The sequence below is a fragment of the Streptomyces sp. NPDC007863 genome (assembly GCF_040633895.1).
GTDB lineage: Bacteria > Actinomycetota > Actinomycetes > Streptomycetales > Streptomycetaceae > Streptomyces.
The window spans coordinates 120,758-139,964 of sequence record NZ_JBEYEI010000017.1; the positions used below are offsets into that span (position 1 = coordinate 120,758).

The following is a 19,207-nucleotide window of genomic DNA, read 5'->3' on the forward strand; positions in this document are numbered from 1 at the left end:
ATCCGTGCGACGTTCGGCCCTCCTACCTTGCACGGGGCCGGGAGGCCGCGCGAGCCGTGTACCGCCAGGGAGTGGGCGCGCGGACGGTGCCGGTGCCGGACCCCGGCCGTAGGCTTTGCCCATGCGCAGCGCGTCGGAGCAGACGGACGGACCGGGCGGGGCCGGAGGCGGTACCGAGGCCGGGGCCGCGGGCGGGGCGGCGGCCGGCCGGCCGGAGCCGGAGGGGCACGCCTACCCCGACCACTGGGAGGCCGACGTCGTGCTCCGGGACGGCGGCACCGCGCGCATCCGGCCCATCACCGCCGACGACGCCGACCGGCTCGTCAGCTTCTACGAGCAGGTCTCGGACGAGTCGAAGTACTACCGCTTCTTCGCCCCCTACCCCCGGCTCTCCGCCAAGGACGTCCACCGCTTCACCCACCACGACTTCGTCGACCGGGTCGGCCTCGCCGCCACCGTCGGCGGCGAGTTCATCGCCACCGTCCGCTACGACCGGATCAACGACCTCGGCCGCCCCGCCTCCTTCCCCGCCGACGAGGCCGAGGTCGCCTTCCTCGTCCAGGACGCCCACCAGGGCCGCGGCGTCGCCTCCGCCCTCCTCGAACACATCGCGGCCGTCGCCCGCGAGCGCGGCATCCGCCGCTTCGCCGCCGAGGTGCTCCCCGCCAACACCAAGATGATCAAGGTGTTCACGGACGCCGGCTACACCCAGAAGCGCAGCTTCGAGGACGGCTCCGTCCGCCTCCACCTCGACCTCGAACCGACCGACCGCTCCCTCGCCGTCCAGCGCGCCCGCGAACAGCGCGCCGAGGCCCGGTCCGTCCAGCGGCTCCTCGCCCCCCGCTCGGTCGCCGTCGTCGGCGCCGGCCGGACCCCCGGCGGGGTCGGCAGGACCGTGCTGCGGAACGTCCTCGCGGGCGGCTTCACCGGGCAGGTGTACGCGGTCAACCCCGCGCTCGGCGCGGACGCGGAGGCCGAACTCGACGGCGTGCCCGCCTTCCCCTCCGTCGCCGCCGTCGGAGCCCCCGTCGACCTCGCGATCGTCGCCGTCCCCGCCGAGCGGGTCCCCGAGGTCGTCGCCGACTGCGGCGAACACGGGGTGCGCGGACTCGTCGTCCTCTCCGCCGGCTACGCCGAGAGCGGCGGCGCCGAGGGCCGCGAGCGGCAGCGGGCCCTGGTCCGCCAGGCCCGCTCGTACGGCATGCGGATCATCGGCCCCAACGCCTTCGGCATCATCGACACCGCCGAGGACGTGCGGCTCAACGCCTCCCTCGCCCCCGAGCTGCCCGCCGCCGGCCGCATCGGCCTCTTCACCCAGTCCGGCGCCATCGGCGTCGCCCTCCTCGCCCGGCTGCACCGGCGCGGCGCCGGCCTCTCCTCCTTCATCTCCGCCGGCAACCGCGCGGACGTCTCCGGCAACGACGTCCTCCAGCACTGGTACGACGACCCCGCGACCGACGTCGTCCTCCTCTACCTGGAGTCCCTCGGCAACCCCCGCAAGTTCGCCCGGCTCGCCCGTCGCACCGCCGCCGTCAAGCCCGTCGTCGTCGTCAAGGGCGCCCGGCACAGCGGCAGCGCCCCGCCCGGCCACCGCGTCCCCGTCAGCCGCATCCCGCACGCCACCGTCTCCGCGCTGCTGCGCCAGGCCGGCGTCATCCGCGTCGACACCGTCACCGAACTCGTCGACGCCGGGGTGCTGCTCGCCGGACAGCCGCTGCCCGCGGGCCCGCGCGTCGCGATCCTCGGCAACTCCGAGTCCCTCGGCCTCCTCGCGTACGACGCCTGCCTCACCGAGGGCCTGCGCCCGCAGCGGCCCCTCGACCTGACGACCGGCGCCACCCCGGCCGACTTCCGAGACGCGCTCGCCGCCGCGCTCGCCGACGACTCCTGCGACGCGGTCGTCGTCACCGCGATCCCCTGGGTCGGCATCGAAGGGACCACCGAGGTCCTGGCCGCCTCCCTCCGCGAGGCCGTCGCCGGCAGCGGCGCCGCGGGCGCCGCCAAGCCGGTCGTCGTCGTCCACGTCGAGATGGGCGGCCTCGCCGAGGCCCTCTCCGCCGCCACCAGCACCCGCCCCGCCCCCGCCCGCCCCCGCCGCACGACGGCCGCCGCGCCCGCCCCCGTACCGCAGGGGGACCGAGAGGCCCCGGAGGAGCGGGAGGCACCGGACCCGGCCGCCCCCGCCCGGAACATCCCCGCCTACCCCGCCGCCGAGCGGGCCGTCCGCGCCCTCGCCGAGGCCGTGCGGTACGCGCAGTGGCGGCGGCAGGCCGCCGACCCGGGACGCGTACCGGAGTACGACTCCATCGACGAGGCCGGCGCCGCCGCGCTCATCGACCGCGTGCTCGGCGAGCGCGGCGCCGGACAGGAGTCCCGGGGCGTCACCCTCACCGCCGACGAGACCGCCGAACTCCTCGGCCGGTACGGCATCGCGCTGCGCCCCACCCTGCCCGCGCCCGGACCCGACGCGGCCGTCGCGGCCGCCGCCCGGCTCGGCTACCCGGTGGCGCTCAAGACCACCGCCCCCCACCTGCGCCACCGTCCCGACCTCGGCGGCGTCCGGCTCGACCTGGCGACCGAGCAGCAGCTGCGCACCGCCTTCGCCGAGCTGACCGAGGCCCTCGGCAAGCCCGAGGAGCTGCAGCCGGTCGTCCAGGCGATGGCGCCCCGCGGCGTGGACACCGTCATCCGCGCCGCGATCGACCCCGCCGTCGGCGCCGTCCTCTCCTTCGGGCTCTCGGGCGCCGCCTCCGAACTCCTCGGCGACACCGCCCACCGCCTCGTCCCGGCCACCGACCGGGACGCCGCCGAGCTGGTCCGCTCCATCCGCACCGCCCCGCTGCTCTTCGGCTGGCGCGGCTCGGCCCCCGTCGACACCCCCGCCCTGGAGGAGCTGCTGCTCCGGGTCTCCCGGCTGGTCGACGACCATCCGGAGATCGTCTCCGTCGCGCTCGAACCGGCCGTCGTCGCCCCCTCCGGCGTCTCCGTCCTCGGCGCCGCGGTCCGGCTCGCCCCACCCGCGCCCACCACCGACCTCGGCCCCCGCCGCCTGCCCAGCTACTGAAGGGCCGGAGGGGCCGCGCGGCCCCGTAGGATGGAGTCCATGGTGAAGAGCGGTACGACGACCCAGGGGCTGCGCGCGGCGATCGAGCGCAGCGGCTACTACCCGGCCCTCGTGTCCGAGGCGGTGGAGGCCGCCGTCGGCGGCGAGGACGTGGCGTCGTACGTGGTCCACCAGGAGACCACCTTCGACGCCAACGAGGTCCGGCGCCACGTCACCGTCCTCGTCCTGACCCCGAGCCGTTTCATCGTCAGCCACACCGACGAGCAGGCGGCCGACAACAGCTCGCCCAGCCCGTACGCCACCACGTCCACCGAGTCCGTGAAGCTGGACCGGATCTCCTCGGTCGTGGTCAGCCGGGTCGTCGCCAACCCGGAGTCGTACACCCCGGGCTCCGTGCCCCGCGAGGTCGTCCTGACCATCGGCTGGGGCGCCGTCTCCCGGATCGACCTGGAGCCCGCCGCCTGCGGCGACCCGAACTGCGACGCCGACCACGGCTACACCGGCAACGCCACCGCGGACGACCTCAGCCTGCGCGTCAGCGAGGCCGGGGACGGCCCGGACACGGTCCGGCAGACCCTCACCTTCGCCCAGGCGCTCTCCGAGGCCACCGCCGACACCGCGCCGACGGCCGGCCGCTGATGGCGCAGCCGACCTCCGTCGCCCACGGCTGGCCGGACGATCCGGTTCCGCTCGCGCCCGAGTCCGCCCCGCTGCCCGAGTACGGCTCCGGCTCCCTCGCCGACCTGCTGCCCACGCTCGTCGCGGGCCAGGGCGTGCCCGGCCACGACGCGCGGATCGCCGAGCTGACCCCCGCCGACCGCGTCTGCGTCTTCCTCGTCGACGGGCTCGGCTGGGAGCAGATCAAGGCCCACCCGGACGAGGCCCCGTACCTGACCTCGCTGCTCGGCTCCTCGCGCGGCGGCACCGGCCGGCCCCTCACCGCCGGCTTCCCCGCCACCACCGCCACCTCGCTCGCCTCCGTCGGCACCGGCCGCGCCCCCGGGACCCACGGCCTCGGCGGCTACACGGTGCGCAACCCCGAGACCGGCGAGCTGATGAACCAGCTCAAGTGGCGGCCCTGGACGCCGCCGAAGGCCTGGCAGCCGTACCCGACGGTCTTCCAGCAGGCCCACGCGGCCGGGATCCACACCGCGCAGGTGTCCTCCCCGATCTTCGAGCAGACCCCGCTCACCCAGATCGCGCTCAGCGGCGGCACCTTCCACGGCCGCCTGTCCGGCGAGGAGCGCATGGACCTCGCCGCCGAGCAGCTGGCCGGCGGCGACCGCTCGCTCGTCTACACGTACTACAGCGAGCTCGACGGCGCCGGGCACCGCTTCGGCCTCGACTCCGACGCCTGGCGCGGTCAGCTCATGCTCGTCGACCGGCTGGTCCAGCGGCTCGCCGAGCAGCTGCCCGCCCGCTCGGCGCTGTACGTCACCGCCGACCACGGCATGGTCGACGTGCCCTTCGACGAGGAGCACCGGATCGACGTCGACGAGGACTGGGAGCTGCGCGCCGGCGTCGCCCTCCTCGGCGGCGAGGGCCGCGCCCGGCACGTCTACGCCGTCCCCGGCGCCGAGGCCGACGTCCTCACCTGCTGGCGCGAGGTCCTCGGCGAGCAGTTCTGGGTGGCGGGCCGCGACGAGGCCATCGCCCTCGGCTGGTTCGGCGACACGGTCGACGAGCGGGTGTACGGCCGGATCGGCGACGTCGTCGCCGCGGCCCACGACGACGTGGCCCTCGTCGCGTCCGTCGGCGAGCCGCTGGAGACGCGGATGACCGGCATGCACGGGTCGATGACCCCCGCCGAGCAGTTCGTGCCGCTGCTCGAAGTCCGGTCCTGACCCCGCCGCCGTCCCCCCCCCCCCGAACCCCCGTCCCTTCCCCTCCGAAAGGTCTTCGACCCGTCATGCCCGAGCTGGTGTTCTTCTCCGGAACGATGGACTGCGGAAAGAGCACGCTGGCGCTCCAGATCGCGCACAACCGCGACGCGCGCGGACTCCAGGGCGTGATCTTCACCCGGGACGACCGGGCGGGCGCCGGGAAGCTGTCCTCGCGGCTGGGCCTGGTGACCGAGGCCGTCGAGGCGCCGGACGGCATGGACCTGTACGCGTACCTCGTCGACCAGCTCTCCCAGGGCGGCAAGGCCGACTACGTGATCGTCGACGAGGCGCAGTTCCTCGCGCCGGTCCAGATCGACCAGCTCGCGAGGATCGTCGACGACCTCGGGCTCGACGTGTACGCCTTCGGCATCACCACCGACTTCCGGACCAAGCTCTTCCCCGGCTCGCAGCGGCTGATCGAGCTCGCCGACCGGATCGAGCAGCTCCAGGTGGAGGCGCTCTGCTGGTGCGGCGCCCGCGCCACCCACAACGCCCGGACCGTCGACGGCCACATGGTCGTCGAGGGCGAGCAGGTCGTCGTCGGCGATGTGAACACCGCCGCGGAGGTCGTCGGGTACGAGGTGCTGTGCCGGCGCCACCACCGCCGCCGGATGACGAGCGCGAGCGCCCGCGCGGCGGCGCTGTCCCCTGACGTACTGCCGGTGACCCCCGCCTGAGGCGCCGGGCGGGCGGCGACCGGAGGCCCGGGGCGCGGGGCGGGCGGTGACCGGAGGCCTGGGGCGTCCCGTTGGACCCGGCACCCGGGACGAGTGCCTCTCACCCGGTTTCCGCCGGACGCGGTACGCCTCCGGTCGGTGACACCGGGTGTTCACCTGGGCGCTGCCGGGACATCGCCCGGTGATCCACTCCGGGACGCTCCAACCGGGAGTAATGGGTTCGTCCCGCCGTGCGTTCGCCGCGGGTGATCGACGAGCCGTGCGCTCCCTGGAGGACCCGTGCCACCCGCCGCCCCGCCCGCGCCCACCCCTGCCCGGGACGGAGTACGGGGACTCCGCGCGGCCCGGAACCCGCTGCTGCTCGCCCCCGCCGGCGCCGGACTGCTCACCGCCCTGGTCTTCGTCCTGGCCACCGCGCTCGCCCGCAGCCACCCGCTCGGGCCGTACACCCGGAACGTCGTCGACCTGGGCCAGCAGTACCTCCCGTACCACGCCTACTGGCGCGCCTTCCTGCTCGGCGACACCCACGGCGACGCCTTCCTCAACTGGAACTCCGGCTTCGGCGCGGGCTTCCTCGGCGACATCGGCACCTATCTGAGCAGCCCGTTCTCGCTGCTCGTCGTCCTCTTCCCGGCCGACCGGCCCGAGCTCGCGCTGTACGTCATCACCGCGCTCAAGATCACCGCGGCGGGGGCGGCGATGGCCGCGCTGCTGATCCGGCTCCGCCCCGCCGGGCGGTCCGGCGGTCCCTGGCCGCTCGCCGCCCTCCTCGGGGCCGCGTACGCGCTCTCCGGCTGGACCTTCAACCACGGCGCGTCCGTGCCGATGTGGCTGGACGGGCTCATCGCCTTCCCGCTGCTCTGCCTGGTGGCGGAGTGGGCCCGGGCGGGGCGGCGGCCGGTCCTCGGCCCGCTGGTCGTCGCCGTCGCCTGGATCGCCAACTTCTACACCGCCTACATGGCCACCCTCGGCGCCGCGCTCTTCCTCGCCGTCCGACTCCTCACCGCCGACACCGCCGATACCTCCGGCGCCGCCGATACCGCCGATACCGCCGACACCTCTGGCACCTCCGGCACCTCCGGCACCTCCGGCACCTCCGGCACCGCCAGCACCGCCAGCACCGCCGGCACCTCCGGCGTCCGGCCGCGCCTCGCCGCGCTCCTGCGGGCCGTGTGGACCGTCGGTCTCGGCGTCGGGCTCGCCGCGCCGCTCGTCCTCGTCGTCTTCAGCGGCACCAAGTACGCCGACCCGACGCCCGAGTCGGTCTTCGCGCCCGCCTCCTGGGCCGAGCTGTTCGGGCGCTTCCTGCCCGCCACCGCCAACGTGCAGACGCCGGCGCTCTTCATCGGCACGCCCGCCCTCCTCCTCGCCCTCACGCTGCCCTTCAACCGGGCCGTCGCCCCGCGCGTACGGTACGGCTGGACGGCGCTGGTCGTGCTGGTCACGCTCTCCCTCCAGTGGGGCCCCACGCACCTCCTCTGGCACGCCGGCGCCTCGCCCAACGGCAACCCGTACCGCCAGACCTTCGTCCTGTGCGGCCTGCTCCTCGTCGCCGCCTGGCTCTCCGGCGCACCCGGCGTGCCCCGCCCGGCCGCCCTGCTCGGCGCCGCCGCCCTCCTCGGGGCGCTCGCCCTCGCCGCCCGCGCCGGCACCGACATCGACGCCTGGACGTACCCCGTCGCGGGTGCCGCCCTCCTGCTCGCCGTCGTCGCCGCGCTCCTCCTGCTCCTCCGCGGCCGCGTCCGGACCCCCGCCCTCGCCGCCGGCGCGGCCGCCCTCCTGCTCACCGCCCAGGCGGGCGAGGCGGCCCTCGGCGGGGCGCGCGTCGAGCGGCAGCAGCGCGCCGACGTGGCCTGGTCGCCCCGGATCGGCGACTGGCAGCGGGCGGTGGGCACCGAGGTGACCCGCGCCGACGCCTGGCCCGCGCACCGCACCGACCCCGGCCCGCTGCCCGGCGGCAACGAACCCCTCCTCCTCGGTGGTGAGGGCGCCGACGCCTACTCCAGCCTCACCACCGAGAACACCTCCCGCACCCTCGACTCCCTCGGCTTCGGCCACTACGCCAAGGGCCGGCACCCCGAGACCCTCGACAACCCGGTGACCGACGCGATCTTCTCCATCGGCACCCGGATCCGCTCCGAGGCCGCCGAGCCGGTGCGCCAGGACGCGGCGCCCCGCGGCACCGCGACCGCCACGACCACCCCCGTACCGCCGCTCGTCACCGTCCATCCGGGCCGCCCGGCCGCCGTCGACCCGGCGGACTCCGCCTTCCGGAACCAGGAACTGCTCCTCGGCTCCTCCGTCTACGCCCTGCCCGCCGTGCGCCGCACCGGCACCACGCTCACCGCCCGCTGCCCGGCCGGCGCCGAGGTCTGGTTCTGGGCGCCGGAGTACCACGGCACCGCCGCCCTCGACGGCGCCGCCCCCGCCGACTACGACGGCCGTCCGCCCGCCGTCCGCGCCCCGATGCGCGCCCTCGGCACCGTCCCGGCCGGCGGCGAGGTCCGCATCCGGCTCGTCCCCGAACGGAAGCCGGCCCTCCCGGGCCAGTCCGTCGGCTGCCTCGACCGCGCCCGGCTCGCCGCCGCCGTCACCCGGCTCACCGCCACCGGCGCCACCCGCGTCACCACCACCGGCCACACCCTCACCGCCGAACTGCCGCCCGGAAGCACCGGCCTCGCCGTCGTCGCCGTCCCCCGCGCCACCGGCTGGCGGTGCGCCGCCGGGGACGCCGAGCCCGTCTCCGCCCGCTCCCACCGGGGCCTGCTCGCCGTCCCCCTGGACGGCCGCGTCACCCGGGTGAGCTGCTCCTTCCGGCCCCCGGGCGTCCGGCTCGGCGCCGCCGCCGGAGTCGCCGCGCTCCTCGCGCTCGCCGGCACCGCGCTGCTCGCCCGGCGCCGCGCCCGGCGGCCGGAGGGCGGTTCGCACGAGGGACGACAAGAGTTCACCGGCCGTCCACACGAGGCTCGTTCGCGTGCTCAGGACGCCGATTACGCTGCCCGCCGTACCGGCGCCTGACAGCCGGACGACACCCCGAGTCCACCGCGTACGGCACTCCTCCGTACGCCCCCCGAGCCCTCCGTGTCCGTCTCCGATCCAGTGTGGGGATTCTCCGCGTGCCCAAACTCTCCGTCGTCGTCCCCTTCCACAACGTCGGGCCGTACGCCCCCGACACCGTGCGCAGCCTCGCCCACAACGCGGACCCGGACTTCGAGTTCCTGCTGATCGACGACTGCTCCACCGACGAGACCCCGGACGTCCTCGACCGCTGGCGGGACCGCATCCCGAACACCCGGGTGATCCGCCACGAGACCAACCTCGGGGTCGCCCAGGCCCGCAACACCGGCATCGACGCCGCCACCGGCGACTACATCACCTTCCTCGACGGCGACGACTGGTACGCCCCCGGCCACCTCCGGGCCGCCGTCGACGGCATAGAGCGGCTCGGCTGCGACTTCGCCCGCACCGACCACGTCCTCGCCGAGGGCCGCAAGCGGAACATCAAGTACGCCCCCGCCAAGGTCCGCGACGCGGTCATGGACCCCCGCGACGGCATCGCCCCGGCCAGCATGATCACGATGGTGGACTACCCCTTCGTCCCCTTCGGCGTCTACGGCCGCACCCTCTTCGAGAACGGCGAGTCACGCTTCGAGACCAAGCTGCGCACCGCCGAGGACCGGCTCTGGGTCTGGCGCCTCCACCTCAAGGCCCGCACCTACGCCGCCCTCTCCCTGCACGGCGTCTTCTACCGCCGCGGCGTCACCACCTCGCTGACCCAGATCAGCGACAACCGCCAGCTCGACTTCATCCCCTCCTACGACCTGCTCCTGGAGGAGGTCTCCCGGGACCGCGACGCCGAACGCTTCCTGCCCAAGGCCGTCCGCACCTACTGCGCCATGATCGCCTTCCACGTGAACAAGGCCGGGAAGTACGAGCCCGAGGTCGCCCAGCGGCTGCGCTCCGACGTCGCCGACGCCCTGCACCGCATGCCGCAGGACGTCCTCGAAGAGACCCTCGCCACCATGGACACCCCCCGCGCCACCCTTCTGCGGAGCCTGCGCGAGACCGGAAGGACCGTCTGACCATGACCACCGACACCGCCACCGGGGCCGGCACGGTCCAGATCTTCCAGGTCTCCACCCTCTACGGCGCCGCGACCGTCGCCGCCGCGATCGACGCCGGACTCTACGGCGCCCCCGGCGACGCCCGCCGCCTCCTGCTGCTCTCGCACAACGCCGAGATCCCGGAGACCGCGCTCCGCCTGGAGTCCATGACCGGCTACGCGCGGATCGCCGCCCGCTTCGACGGCGTCCTCGACTGGAACGAGACGATCCACCCGTACCACCCGGCCGCCTGGGCCCCCCGCCCCGAGGAGGCCCCGCTCTGGCAGCGGGTGCTGCGCACCGCCTGGGACCTCGGCACCGCACGCGTCGAGCTGATCGTGGAGTCCATCCAGGTCAACCCGGCCAAGGCGCTCGGCGCCTGCTTCCCGGAGAGCTCCGTGGAGGTGTACGCCGACGGACTGATGAGCTACGGCCCCACCCGCACGGACGTCGCCCAGTCCCTGGCCTGCCGCATCCGCCGGCTGCTCCACCTCGACCTGGTGCCCGGCCTCACCCCGATGCTCCTCACCGAGTACGGCACCCCCTCCGCGCTGGTCCCCGACGCCGCCTTCCGCGCGGTGCTCGCCGAGATCGCCGCCGACGCGGGCGACGACCCGGCGGTCGCCGAGGCCGTCGCCGCCGCGCCCACCGCGCTCCTCCTCGGCCAGTACCTCGCCGCCCTCGGCCTCCTCACCGTCGAGGAGGAAGAGGAACTGCACGTCCGGATGGTCCGCGGCGCCGCCGCCCTCGGTCACCGCAGCATCGTCTTCAAGCCGCACCCCACCGCGCCCGCCGGCTACTCGACCGTGCTGCGCGAGGCCGCCGAGGAGGCCGGCGTCCGGCTCACCGTCCTCGACGTGCCGCTGCTCGCCGAGACCTTCTACGAGCGCTGCGCGCTGCGGCTCGTCGTCGGCTGCTTCTCCACGGCGATGCTCACCGCGGCCGTCTACTACGGGGTCCCCGTCGCCCGGGTCGGCACCGAGGAGCTCCTCGAACGGCTGACCCCCTTCGAGAACAGCAACCGGATCCCGCTCACGGTGGTCGACCACCTCGTGCCCGGCCTGGAGTCCGGCGCGGAGCCCGTCGTGCCGGGACCGGCGCCGGCGTCGCTCGCCCCGCTCGTCCGCGCGGTGGGCTACTGCATGCGGCACAAGGCCCACCCCGGCCTGCGGGCCGAGACCGAGCTGTACCTGGCGGCGCACCACGCCGACCCGGCGGTCGCCCACCACTTCGGCGCCGTGCGCCTCACCCAGCTGGGCCTCCCGGGCGGCGAGCCCGCCCCGGCCGGTCCCTCGCTGCTCCGACGGAGCCTGGCCCGCGGCCGCCGCTGAGGCGGGCGGCGGTGCCGGTACGGGCCCCGGGGCCCGCGCGGCGTCAACGGGAGCGTGACCTCACGAGGGTGAACACCGCGCCCTCCGGGTCCGCCACCAGGGCGAGCCGCCCGGCCGTGCCGTCCCGGGGCGGCCGCAGCACCTGGCCGCCCAGCTCCACCACCAGCCGGGCCGCCGCGTCCGTGTCGTCGACCTCGAAGTACGTCATCCAGTGCGGGCCCCGGTCCCGGGCCAGCTCCTCGCCCACCCCGTGCAGCGAGGCGACCGGGCGCCCGTCGACGTGCAGGGTGGCGTAGTCGAAGTCGGCCGAGACGACGGGCTCGACCTCGTACCCGAAGACCGACCGGTAGAACTTGCCGACCGTGGCCGTCTCGTAGGTGAGCAGTTCGTTCCAGACCGGCGTCCCGGGCGGGCCGGCGAGCGCGGTGCCGTGGTGGGCCTCCGCCTCCCAGACGCCGAAGACGGCGCCCGTCGGGTCGGCGCAGATGACGAGGCGGCCCGCCTCGCCGGCGTCCAGCGGGCCCACCGCCACGGTCCCGCCGCAGCAGCGGATGGATTCGGCGGTCTCCCCGGCGTCGTCGGTGGCCAGGTAGGTGGTCCAGGCGGTGTTCAGGTGGCGGTCGGGGGGCAGCTGTCCGATGCCGGCCACCTCGCGCCCGCCGAGGAGCGCCCGCACGTACGGACCGAGCTGCCGCGGACCGGGGACGAACTCCCAGCCGAAGAGTTCCCGGTAGAAGTCCTGTGTGCCCTCGATCCCGTGCACCATCAGACTCACCCAGCAGGGTGTTCCCGGGCTGCGTCGAGCGGCCTCGGTCATCGTCACCCTCTCCTCGGACCTGGTCGTGGCCGTGCTCCGCCACCGGTGACTTCGCCGGGTCGCGCACGGCGCGCCCCGGTCGCACCCTGTCTGGCGCGATCCTCCGGGAGGACGCCGGGTCCGTCCCCGACGCGGGCATGGCTGCGCGAGGATGGCCCCATGAAGCCCATCATCTCCGCAAGCGAACTCGCGAGCGAGTCGGCGGGAGCCCGGCCGCCGGTGCTCCTGGACGTGCGCTGGACCCTCGGGGGCCCGCCCGGACGCCCCGCGTACGAGGCCGGGCACCTGCCCGGCGCGGTCTATGTGGACCTCGACGCCGAACTGGCGGGGCCGCCCGGGGAGGGCGGCCGGCACCCGCTGCCCGACCCGGAGGCCTTCGGGGCGGTGATGCGCCGGGCGGGGGTCCGCGCCGACCGCCCGGTGGTGGTCTACGACGGCGGGCTCGGCTGGGGCGCCGCCCGCGCCTGGTGGCTGCTGCGCTGGACCGGTCACCAGGACGTGCGGGTGCTCGACGGGGGCCTGGCGGCCTGGCCGGGGGAGCTGTCGACCGCGGTGCCGGAGCCGGAGCCGGGCGACTTCACGCCGAAGCCGGGCGGGCTGCGGCTGCTCGACGCGGACGAGGCGGCGGCGCTGGCCCGCTCCGGGCTGCTCCTGGACGCCCGGGCCGCCGAGCGGTACCGCGGCGACGTGGAGCCGATCGACCGGGTCGGCGGCCACATCCCGGGCGCCCACTCGGCGCCGACCACGGAGAACGTGGCGGGGGACGGCCTCTTCCTCGCCGCCGACGCGCTGCGGGAGCGGTTCGAGGGCCTCGGCGCGGTGGCGGCGGGGGAGGTGGGCGTCTACTGCGGTTCGGGCGTCTCGGGCGCCCACGAGGTGCTGGCCCTGGAGCTGGCAGGCATCCCGGCGGCCCTCTACGCGGGCTCCTGGTCGGAGTGGTCCTCGGACCCGTCCCGCCCGGTGGCCACCGGCCCGGACCCGCGGTAGCGGAGACGTACGGCGGGGGCCCGCGCCGAGGGTTCGGCGCGGGCCCCCGCCGGGGCGTACCGGGACTACTCCTGCTTCTTCCGGCGCGTCCCGAAGACGATCTCGTCCCAGCTGGGGACCGCCGCGCGGCGGCCCGGGCGGACGCCGTCGGCCTCCGCCTGCCGGTCGGTGGCGCCGTGCAGCCGGTCGCGGTGGCCGGAGACGGCGCGGGGCATGAGGACGTCGGCGTAGGCCGCGCCCGCCCCGGCGGAGGCGGCGGGAGCGGGTGGCTCCTCCGCCTCGACCTCGTCGGACGGCTCGGTGTCGGGCTGCTCCGGCACGACCAGGTCGCCGCGGAAGCTGGGCACCGCCTCCAGGAGGCTGGTGAGCGAGTCCCGCTCCTCCTCGGGCTCGGCCGAGGCGGTCAGCGGGGCCCGGTCGAGCTGCCGGTCGAGGGCGCGGTCGAGCGGCCGGTCCAGGGTCCGGTCGAGCGGCCGGTCCCGGGGCAGCCGGGCGATGCGCGGTACGAAGGGGAAGCTCGGCTCCGGCGCGGCGGCGAGGGTGTCGTCGGTCTCGCCGATCAGCGCCCGCGCCTCGTCGTCCACGGCCTGGACGAGCCGGCGCGGCGGGTCGTAGGTCCAGCTGGCGGTGTGCACCTCGCCCGCGACGCGGTAGACGAGCAGCACCTCCCAGGTGCCGTCGTCGCGCCGCCAGGAGTCCCACTGCACGGTGTCCTTGTCGGCGCCGCGCAGCAGCAGCCGCTCCTGCACCGCCTCGCCGAGCTGGGGGCCGGTGTTCTCGCCCGGACGGCGGACCGGGGTCTTCCGGGCGCGCTCGGCCATGAAGGCGCGCTCGGCGAGGACGGGGCCCTCGAAGCGGCGGACGCGGTCGACGGGGATGCCGGCGAGCTGGGCGACCTCCTCGGCGGAGGCACCGGCTCGTATCCGCGCCTGGATGTCCCGGGGGCGGAGGTGGCTCTCGACCTCGATCTCGATCTGGCCGAGGCGCGCGCGGTCGTTGCGCACGGCGGCCCGCAGCCGCTCGTCGATCGGAAGCGTGTACTCCGTGCTGTCGGCAGCCTTGAGCACCAGTCGTGTGCCGTCGTTGGAGACGGCCACGACACGCAGTTCGGGCATGGGGACCTCCCGGGTGGTGCCTGCCGACGTCACGTGCGTCGCTGCTTCCGCTAGTCGAGTGTGGCCTGCCCGGGTGCAGCCTGCCACTACCTTGCCGAGTTGCCCGGCGTGTCGGGCGTGGACCCGGAGCCGCCGTTATGGCACGGTTACCTGTTCACTACCCGGAGTGACCGAGGGTCACACTGTGTAGTGGTTCCGTTCCCGGGCGCCCCGGAAGGCGTCCGGGCCCAGGGTTCGCCAATGTACTCCATTCGGGCCACTCGGGTGGACCGGCGCGCCGCCCAACTTCTCGGGGTGGGCGGGAGTTGAGCCACCGTCTCCATTCCTCCCGCGTGGCACTCTTCACAGAACCCCCTGAACCGGAACTATTCGCTTCGCCTATCTGTCCCTTCTGGGTGCACGGTGGAACAGATGGGCGAACAGAGGGTGGAGATGCGTCACAGGCAGCCGACCGACACGGACGACCCGGAGATACGGACTCCGGCCCCCGGGAACGAACCCCCGGAGCCGGGGGAGAAGGCGCAGCGGAAGATCGACCTGAGCGTGCCCCAGGTCGCCGGCAGCGCGCTCGCCGCCGTGATCGCCGCCAAACTCGCCTCCACCCTCGGGGTCTACGGGACGATCCTCGGCGCCGGTGTGATCAGCGTCATCGCCACCTGCGGCGGGCCGCTCTTCCAGCAGCTCTTCAAACGGACCGGCGAGCAGGTGCGCGACGCGACGACCGCCGCCAAGCCGAAGGCGCGTCAGGTCCCGCTCCCCGCCCCGGCGGAGGCCCGCGACGACCGCCACACCCTGATGCTCGGCACCCTCCCCGAGACCGCGGCCCCCTTCCCGTACGACGAGGAGTTCGGCTCCGCCACCACCCACGGAACCCGGCTGCGTGGCTGGAAACGCCCCGTGCTGGCCGCCGCGCTCGTCTTCGGCGTCACCATGGGCGGCATCACCACCTACGAGCTGGTCTCCGGCGAGGACTTCAGCGGCACCAAGGGCACCACCACCTTCGGCTCCGTGGTCCGCGGCGACGGCGGCGGCCGGCAGGACGCCCCCGAACAACCCGTACGGGAGCGGCAGGGGCAGCAGCCGGAGACTCCCGCGCCGACCGGCTCCGCGAGCCCCGACGCCGAGCCGGACGCGGGCACCCCGTCCACCGGCGCCACCCCCGACCCCGGGACCGGGACGCCGGGCGACGGGGCCACGACCGCCCCGACCCCGGATCCGGACGGCTCCGCCGACGGCGGTACGACCCCCACGCAGGAGCCCACCGGGCCGACGACCGCGCCGACGGCACCCGAGTCCCCGACCGCGCCCACCGCGCCCACCGGGGACCCCGGTACGGGCCCGGCCCTCGGGGACGCCCCCACGGCCCCCTCCGGGGACACGGCGGGGTGAGCCCCCGTCAGTCGCCCAGGATCCGCCGCAGGTGGTCGTTGGCGAAGCGGCGCTCCGGGTCGAGCCGGTCGCGCAGCGCCGTGAACTCGGCGAAGCGCGGGTAGGCCGCCGCCAGCAGGGCCGCGTCCCGGGTGTGGACCTTGCCCCAGTGCGGGCGGCCGCCGTGCGCGGTCATGATGCGCTCCACCGCGGTGAAGTACCCGCGGTGGGGCGTTCCCTTGTACAGGTGCACGGCGATGTAGGCCGTCTCCCGGCCGGAGGCCGTGGAGAGCGCGATGTCGTCGGCGGGCGCGGTGCGCACCTCCACCGGGAAGCTCACCTTCAGCGGCGAACGCTCCACCATCGCCTTCAGTTCGCGCAGCGCCGTCGTCGCGGCCTCCCGCGGCAGCGCGTACTCCATCTCCAGGAAGCGGACGCGGCGCGGGGTGGTGAAGACCTTGTAAGGGATGTCCGTGTACGTACGGGCGGACAGGGCGCGGCTGGAGACCCGGGCGATCGAGGGGATGGCCGGCGGCACCGCCCGGCCGAGCGCGCAGGCCGCCCGGAAGACGCCGTTGGAGAGGAACTCGTCCTCGAACCAGCCGCCGAGGCGCGGCAGCGGGGCGGCGGGGCCGGCGCTGCGGTTGTTGCGCTTGGTGTTGCAGTTGTCCGTGTGGGGGAACCAGTAGAACTCGAAGTGCTCGTTCTCCGCGTGCAGCTGGTCGAACTCGGCGATCACCCGGTCGAAGCGTATCGGCTCCTCCCGCGCGGTCAGCAGGAAGAGCGGCTCCACGGCGAAGGTGATCGCGGTGACCACGCCGAGCGCGCCGAGGCCGATCCGGGCCGCCGCGAACACCTCGGGGTGCCGCTCCTCGGAGCAGGTCATGACCTGTCCGTCGGCCGTCACCAGCTCCAGGGCGCGGATCTGGGCGGCGAGCGAGGCGGAGTCCCGGCCGGTGCCGTGGGTGCCGGTCGAGGTGGCCCCGGCGACCGTCTGCTCCATGATGTCGCCCATGTTCGTGAGCGACAGGCCCTCCCGGGCCAGTGCCACGTTGAGCCGCTTCAGCGGGGTGCCGGACTCCACCGTCACCGTCATCGCCGCGCGGTCGATCCGCCGGATCCCGGTGAGCAGATCGGGGCGGATCAGCACCCCGTCGGTGGCCGCGATCGGGGTGAAGGAGTGGCCGGTGCCGACGGTCTTCACCCGCAGCCCGTCCCGGGCCGCCCGGCGGAGCTCGGCGGCCAGCTCCTCGGCCGAGGCCGGGCTCACCTCCCGCACCGGACGGGAGGTGACGTTCCCCGCCCAGTTACGCCACGGGCTGCCCGCCGTCCTGGCGCTCCCCGGTCCCGCTGTCCTCGTGCTCATCTCGCCCCTCCCGGTCCGGCGCCGGCGTACGCAGCCGGCGGTGGCCGAGAAGCGCCACCACGACCGCGAGCGCGCCCGCGACGACGGGCACCACGTACGCCGCCTCCGCCCCCGAGGCATCGACCACCCAGCCGGCCGCGGACGAGCCGAGGGCCACGCCGATCGCGAGGCCGGTGCCCGTCCAGGTCATGCCCTCGGTCAGCTGGGTGTGCGGTACGTGCTTCTCGACGAGGGCCATCGTGGTCACCATCGTCGGCGCGATGGAGAGGCCCGCGACAAAGAGCGCCACGGCCAGCAACGGCAGGTTCCCGGCCAGTAGGAGGGGGATCATACTCACGGCCATCGCGCAGACGCCCAGCAGCCACCGGCGGGACGGCTCGCCCTTGAGGTGCAGCAGCCCGAAGACCGCGCCGGCCAGGCAGGAGCCCAGCGCGTAGACGGCCAGGACCAGGCTGGCCGCGGCCTTCTGGCCCCGCTCCTCGGCGAAGGCCACGGTCACCACGTCCACCGCGCCGAAGATCGCGCCGGTCGCCACGAAGGCCAGGGCGAGGACCTGCAGGCCGGGGGAGCGGAGCGCCGAAGGGGCCTTGACGGCGGACTGCGGGTGCGGCTCCGGCTCGGTGGCCCGCTGGGAGGTCAGCCAGAAGACGCCGATCGCCAGGAAGACGCCGGCGAGGAGCGGGCCGGCCTCGGGGAACCAGGTGGTCGACAGGCCGATGGAGATGATCGGGCCGAAGATGAAGCACACCTCGTCGACGATCGACTCCCACGAGTACGCCGTGTGCAGCTTGCGCGCGTCGCCCCGGTAGATGCCCGCCCAGCGGGCCCGGGTCATCGCGCCCACGCTGGGCACGACGCCGATCACGGCCGTGAAGGCGAAGAGGGTCCAGTCCGGCGCCCCCTGCTGCACGCAGAGCAGCAGGCCGGCCGCGGCGGCCATGGAGATCAGGGTGACCGGGCGGAGCACCCGGCGCTGGCCGTACCGGTCGACGAGCCGGGAGACCTGGGGGCCGAGCACGGCCGCGGACATCGCGAGCGTCGCCGACAGGGCGCCGGCGAGCCCGTACCGGCCGGTGACCTGGGAGATCATCGTGACGATGCCGATGCCCATCATGGACAGCGGCATCCGGCCGAGGAACCCGGCGACGGAGAACGAGGCGGTACCGGGAGCGGAGAAGATCGCGCGGTAGGGACTGGGCAAGAGGTTCTCTCCGGCTCTGCGACGCGGCGTGCCGGCCGTGCGTCACGGTCAACACGTGTAATTAACGTCTAAAGCCTAAGGGTTCGAAGCGATCGGGTCACCCCCGAATTCCGGACGGGCCGCGCCCCGGGCCGTCACCGGCGGGTGGCAGGATCGGTGCCATGTCCGATCAGCACGATCCCGCCCCGTACGACGCCCTGCTGCTGCTCTCCTTCGGCGGCCCCGAGGGCCCGGACGACGTCGTCCCGTTCCTGGAGAACGTGACGCGCGGCCGCGGCATCCCCAAGGAGCGGCTCAAGGAGGTGGGGCAGCACTACTTCCTCTTCGGCGGCGTCAGCCCGATCAACGGCCAGAACCGCGCGCTGCTCGACGCGCTGCGGGCCGACTTCGACGGGGCCGGCCTGCGCCTGCCGGTCTACTGGGGCAACCGCAACTGGGCCCCGTACCTCACCGACACCCTCCGCGAGATGGTCCACGACGGACGCCGCCACATCGCCGTCCTCACCACCAGCGCGTACGCCTCCTACTCCGGCTGCCGCCAGTACCGCGAGAACCTCGCCGACGCGCTCGCCACCCTGGAGGCCGAGGGCCTGCCGCTGCCCCGCGTCGACAAGCTCCGCCACTACTTCAACCACCCCGGCTTCGTGGAGCCCATGGTGGAGGGCGTGCTCGCCTCCCTCGCCGAGCTCGACGAGGCCGTCCGGGCCGGCGCCCACCTCGCCTTCACCACCCACTCCATCCCGGACTCCGCCGCCGACACCTCGGGCCCCGTCGCCGACCACGGCCCCGGCGGCGCCTACGTGAAGCAGCACCTCGACGTGGCCCGGGTCATCGTCGACGCGGTGCGCGAGCGGACCGGCGCCGACCATCCCTGGCAGCTCGTCTACCAGTCCCGCAGCGGCGCCCCGCACATCCCGTGGCTGGAGCCGGACATCTGCGACCACCTGGAGGAGCTGCACGCCGGCGGCGCCCCCGCCGTCGTCATGGTGCCGATCGGCTTCGTCTCCGACCACATGGAGGTCCTGTACGACCTCGACACCGAGGCCACCGCCAAGGCCGCCGAGCTGGGGCTCCCGGTCCGCCGCTCGGCCACCGTCGGCGCCGACCCCCGCTTCGCCGCCGCCGTCCGCGAACTGGTCCTGGAGCGGGCCGCCGCCGAGCGCGGCACCCGCGCGGAGCGGTGCGCCCTCGGAGCCCTCGGCCCCTCCCACGACCTCTGCCCGATCGGCTGCTGCCCGGCCCGCGCCGAGCGCGCCGCGGCCGCCGGCGCCGACAGCCCCTACGCCTGAGGAGCC

At 75.1% G+C, this 19,207-nt stretch carries 14 protein-coding genes; 10 read left to right on the forward strand and 4 right to left on the reverse strand.

Annotated features, from left to right (window positions below; translation table 11 throughout):
- Positions 1 to 121: 121 nt before the first annotated feature.
- From ABZ621_RS25795 to ABZ621_RS25825, 7 genes are all read left to right on the forward strand, one after another.
- The gene (locus tag ABZ621_RS25795; RefSeq protein WP_360608433.1) at positions 122 to 3,064 is read left to right on the forward strand and encodes a GNAT family N-acetyltransferase; all 2,943 of its coding nucleotides are present in this window, start codon (positions 122 to 124) and stop codon (positions 3,062 to 3,064) included.
- A gap of 39 nt (positions 3,065 to 3,103) precedes the next feature.
- Positions 3,104 to 3,703: a DUF5998 family protein gene (locus ABZ621_RS25800; protein ID WP_189955404.1), complete on the forward strand. Its 600-nt coding sequence runs from the start codon at positions 3,104 to 3,106 to the stop codon at positions 3,701 to 3,703.
- On the forward strand, positions 3,703 to 4,908 hold the full coding sequence (locus ABZ621_RS25805) for a nucleotide pyrophosphatase/phosphodiesterase family protein (RefSeq protein ID WP_360608435.1): 1,206 nt from the start codon (positions 3,703 to 3,705) through the stop codon (positions 4,906 to 4,908). The genes ABZ621_RS25800 and ABZ621_RS25805 overlap by 1 nt, the downstream gene beginning before the upstream one ends.
- Before the next feature lie 65 nt (positions 4,909 to 4,973).
- Positions 4,974 to 5,624 carry a thymidine kinase gene (locus ABZ621_RS25810; RefSeq protein WP_360608437.1) on the forward strand — a complete coding sequence of 217 codons (651 nt, stop codon included), beginning with the start codon at positions 4,974 to 4,976 and terminating at the stop codon, positions 5,622 to 5,624.
- A 357-nt stretch (positions 5,625 to 5,981) separates the two neighbouring features.
- Positions 5,982 to 8,642 carry a YfhO family protein gene (locus tag ABZ621_RS25815; RefSeq protein ID WP_360608582.1) on the forward strand — a complete coding sequence of 887 codons (2,661 nt, stop codon included), beginning with the start codon at positions 5,982 to 5,984 and terminating at the stop codon, positions 8,640 to 8,642.
- 98 nt (positions 8,643 to 8,740) lie between these two features.
- On the forward strand, positions 8,741 to 9,706 hold the full coding sequence (locus ABZ621_RS25820) for a glycosyltransferase family 2 protein (RefSeq protein WP_360608439.1): 966 nt from the start codon (positions 8,741 to 8,743) through the stop codon (positions 9,704 to 9,706).
- A 2-nt stretch (positions 9,707 to 9,708) separates the two neighbouring features.
- Positions 9,709 to 11,058: a polysialyltransferase family glycosyltransferase gene (locus ABZ621_RS25825; RefSeq protein ID WP_360608441.1), complete on the forward strand. Its 1,350-nt coding sequence runs from the start codon at positions 9,709 to 9,711 to the stop codon at positions 11,056 to 11,058.
- Positions 11,059 to 11,101: 43 nt separating this feature from the next.
- Here the strand turns inward: ABZ621_RS25825 and ABZ621_RS25830 are convergent, their stop codons facing one another.
- Positions 11,102 to 11,875 (reverse strand): VOC family protein, encoded by a 774-nt coding sequence (locus ABZ621_RS25830; protein ID WP_360608443.1) that lies wholly within the window; start codon positions 11,873 to 11,875, stop codon positions 11,102 to 11,104.
- A 159-nt stretch (positions 11,876 to 12,034) separates the two neighbouring features.
- On the opposite strand from ABZ621_RS25830, the gene ABZ621_RS25835 reads away from it, so the two are divergent.
- Complete coding sequence (locus tag ABZ621_RS25835) at positions 12,035 to 12,862, forward strand: sulfurtransferase (RefSeq protein WP_360608445.1); 828 nt, start codon at positions 12,035 to 12,037, stop codon at positions 12,860 to 12,862.
- Positions 12,863 to 12,927: 65 nt separating this feature from the next.
- On the opposite strand, the gene sepH is transcribed toward ABZ621_RS25835, so the two are convergent.
- Entirely contained in the window at positions 12,928 to 13,977 is a 1,050-nt protein-coding gene (gene sepH / locus ABZ621_RS25840; RefSeq protein ID WP_360608447.1) for a septation protein SepH, read from the reverse strand.
- Positions 13,978 to 14,388: 411 nt separating this feature from the next.
- On the opposite strand from sepH, the gene ABZ621_RS25845 reads away from it, so the two are divergent.
- Positions 14,389 to 15,366 (forward strand): hypothetical protein, encoded by a 978-nt coding sequence (locus ABZ621_RS25845; RefSeq protein WP_360608449.1) that lies wholly within the window; start codon positions 14,389 to 14,391, stop codon positions 15,364 to 15,366.
- 7 nt (positions 15,367 to 15,373) lie between these two features.
- Here ABZ621_RS25845 and ABZ621_RS25850 read toward each other — a convergent pair whose 3' ends face one another.
- Both ABZ621_RS25850 and ABZ621_RS25855 read right to left on the reverse strand, forming a co-directional pair.
- Positions 15,374 to 16,711 carry a D-arabinono-1,4-lactone oxidase gene (locus ABZ621_RS25850; protein ID WP_360608451.1) on the reverse strand — a complete coding sequence of 446 codons (1,338 nt, stop codon included), beginning with the start codon at positions 16,709 to 16,711 and terminating at the stop codon, positions 15,374 to 15,376.
- Complete coding sequence (locus ABZ621_RS25855; protein ID WP_360608453.1) at positions 16,653 to 17,912, reverse strand: MFS transporter; 1,260 nt, start codon at positions 17,910 to 17,912, stop codon at positions 16,653 to 16,655. Before ABZ621_RS25855 ends, ABZ621_RS25850 begins: the two co-directional genes overlap by 59 nt.
- A 161-nt stretch (positions 17,913 to 18,073) precedes the next feature.
- Between ABZ621_RS25855 and ABZ621_RS25860 the strand changes: the two genes are divergently transcribed.
- Positions 18,074 to 19,201 (forward strand): ferrochelatase, encoded by a 1,128-nt coding sequence (locus tag ABZ621_RS25860; RefSeq protein ID WP_360608455.1) that lies wholly within the window; start codon positions 18,074 to 18,076, stop codon positions 19,199 to 19,201.
- Positions 19,202 to 19,207: the final 6 nt, after the last annotated feature.

What these genes read in the sequence shown, in the direction of transcription:
- ABZ621_RS25795 (WP_360608433.1), top strand. Translation starts at nt 122, where the DNA reads ATGCGCAGCGCGTCGGAGCAGACGGACGGACCGGGCGGGGCCGGAGGC.
- sepH (WP_360608447.1), bottom strand. Translation starts at nt 13,977, where the DNA reads ATGCCCGAACTGCGTGTCGTGGCCGTCTCCAACGACGGCACACGACTG.
- ABZ621_RS25810 (WP_360608437.1), top strand. Translation starts at nt 4,974, where the DNA reads ATGCCCGAGCTGGTGTTCTTCTCCGGAACGATGGACTGCGGAAAGAGC.
- ABZ621_RS25835 (WP_360608445.1), top strand. Translation starts at nt 12,035, where the DNA reads ATGAAGCCCATCATCTCCGCAAGCGAACTCGCGAGCGAGTCGGCGGGA.
- ABZ621_RS25860 (WP_360608455.1), top strand. Translation starts at nt 18,074, where the DNA reads ATGTCCGATCAGCACGATCCCGCCCCGTACGACGCCCTGCTGCTGCTC.
- ABZ621_RS25825 (WP_360608441.1), top strand. Translation starts at nt 9,709, where the DNA reads ATGACCACCGACACCGCCACCGGGGCCGGCACGGTCCAGATCTTCCAG.
- ABZ621_RS25830 (WP_360608443.1), bottom strand. Translation starts at nt 11,875, where the DNA reads ATGACCGAGGCCGCTCGACGCAGCCCGGGAACACCCTGCTGGGTGAGT.
- ABZ621_RS25845 (WP_360608449.1), top strand. Translation starts at nt 14,389, where the DNA reads ATGGGCGAACAGAGGGTGGAGATGCGTCACAGGCAGCCGACCGACACG.
- ABZ621_RS25850 (WP_360608451.1), bottom strand. Translation starts at nt 16,711, where the DNA reads ATGAGCACGAGGACAGCGGGACCGGGGAGCGCCAGGACGGCGGGCAGC.
- ABZ621_RS25800 (WP_189955404.1), top strand. Translation starts at nt 3,104, where the DNA reads ATGGTGAAGAGCGGTACGACGACCCAGGGGCTGCGCGCGGCGATCGAG.
- ABZ621_RS25805 (WP_360608435.1), top strand. Translation starts at nt 3,703, where the DNA reads ATGGCGCAGCCGACCTCCGTCGCCCACGGCTGGCCGGACGATCCGGTT.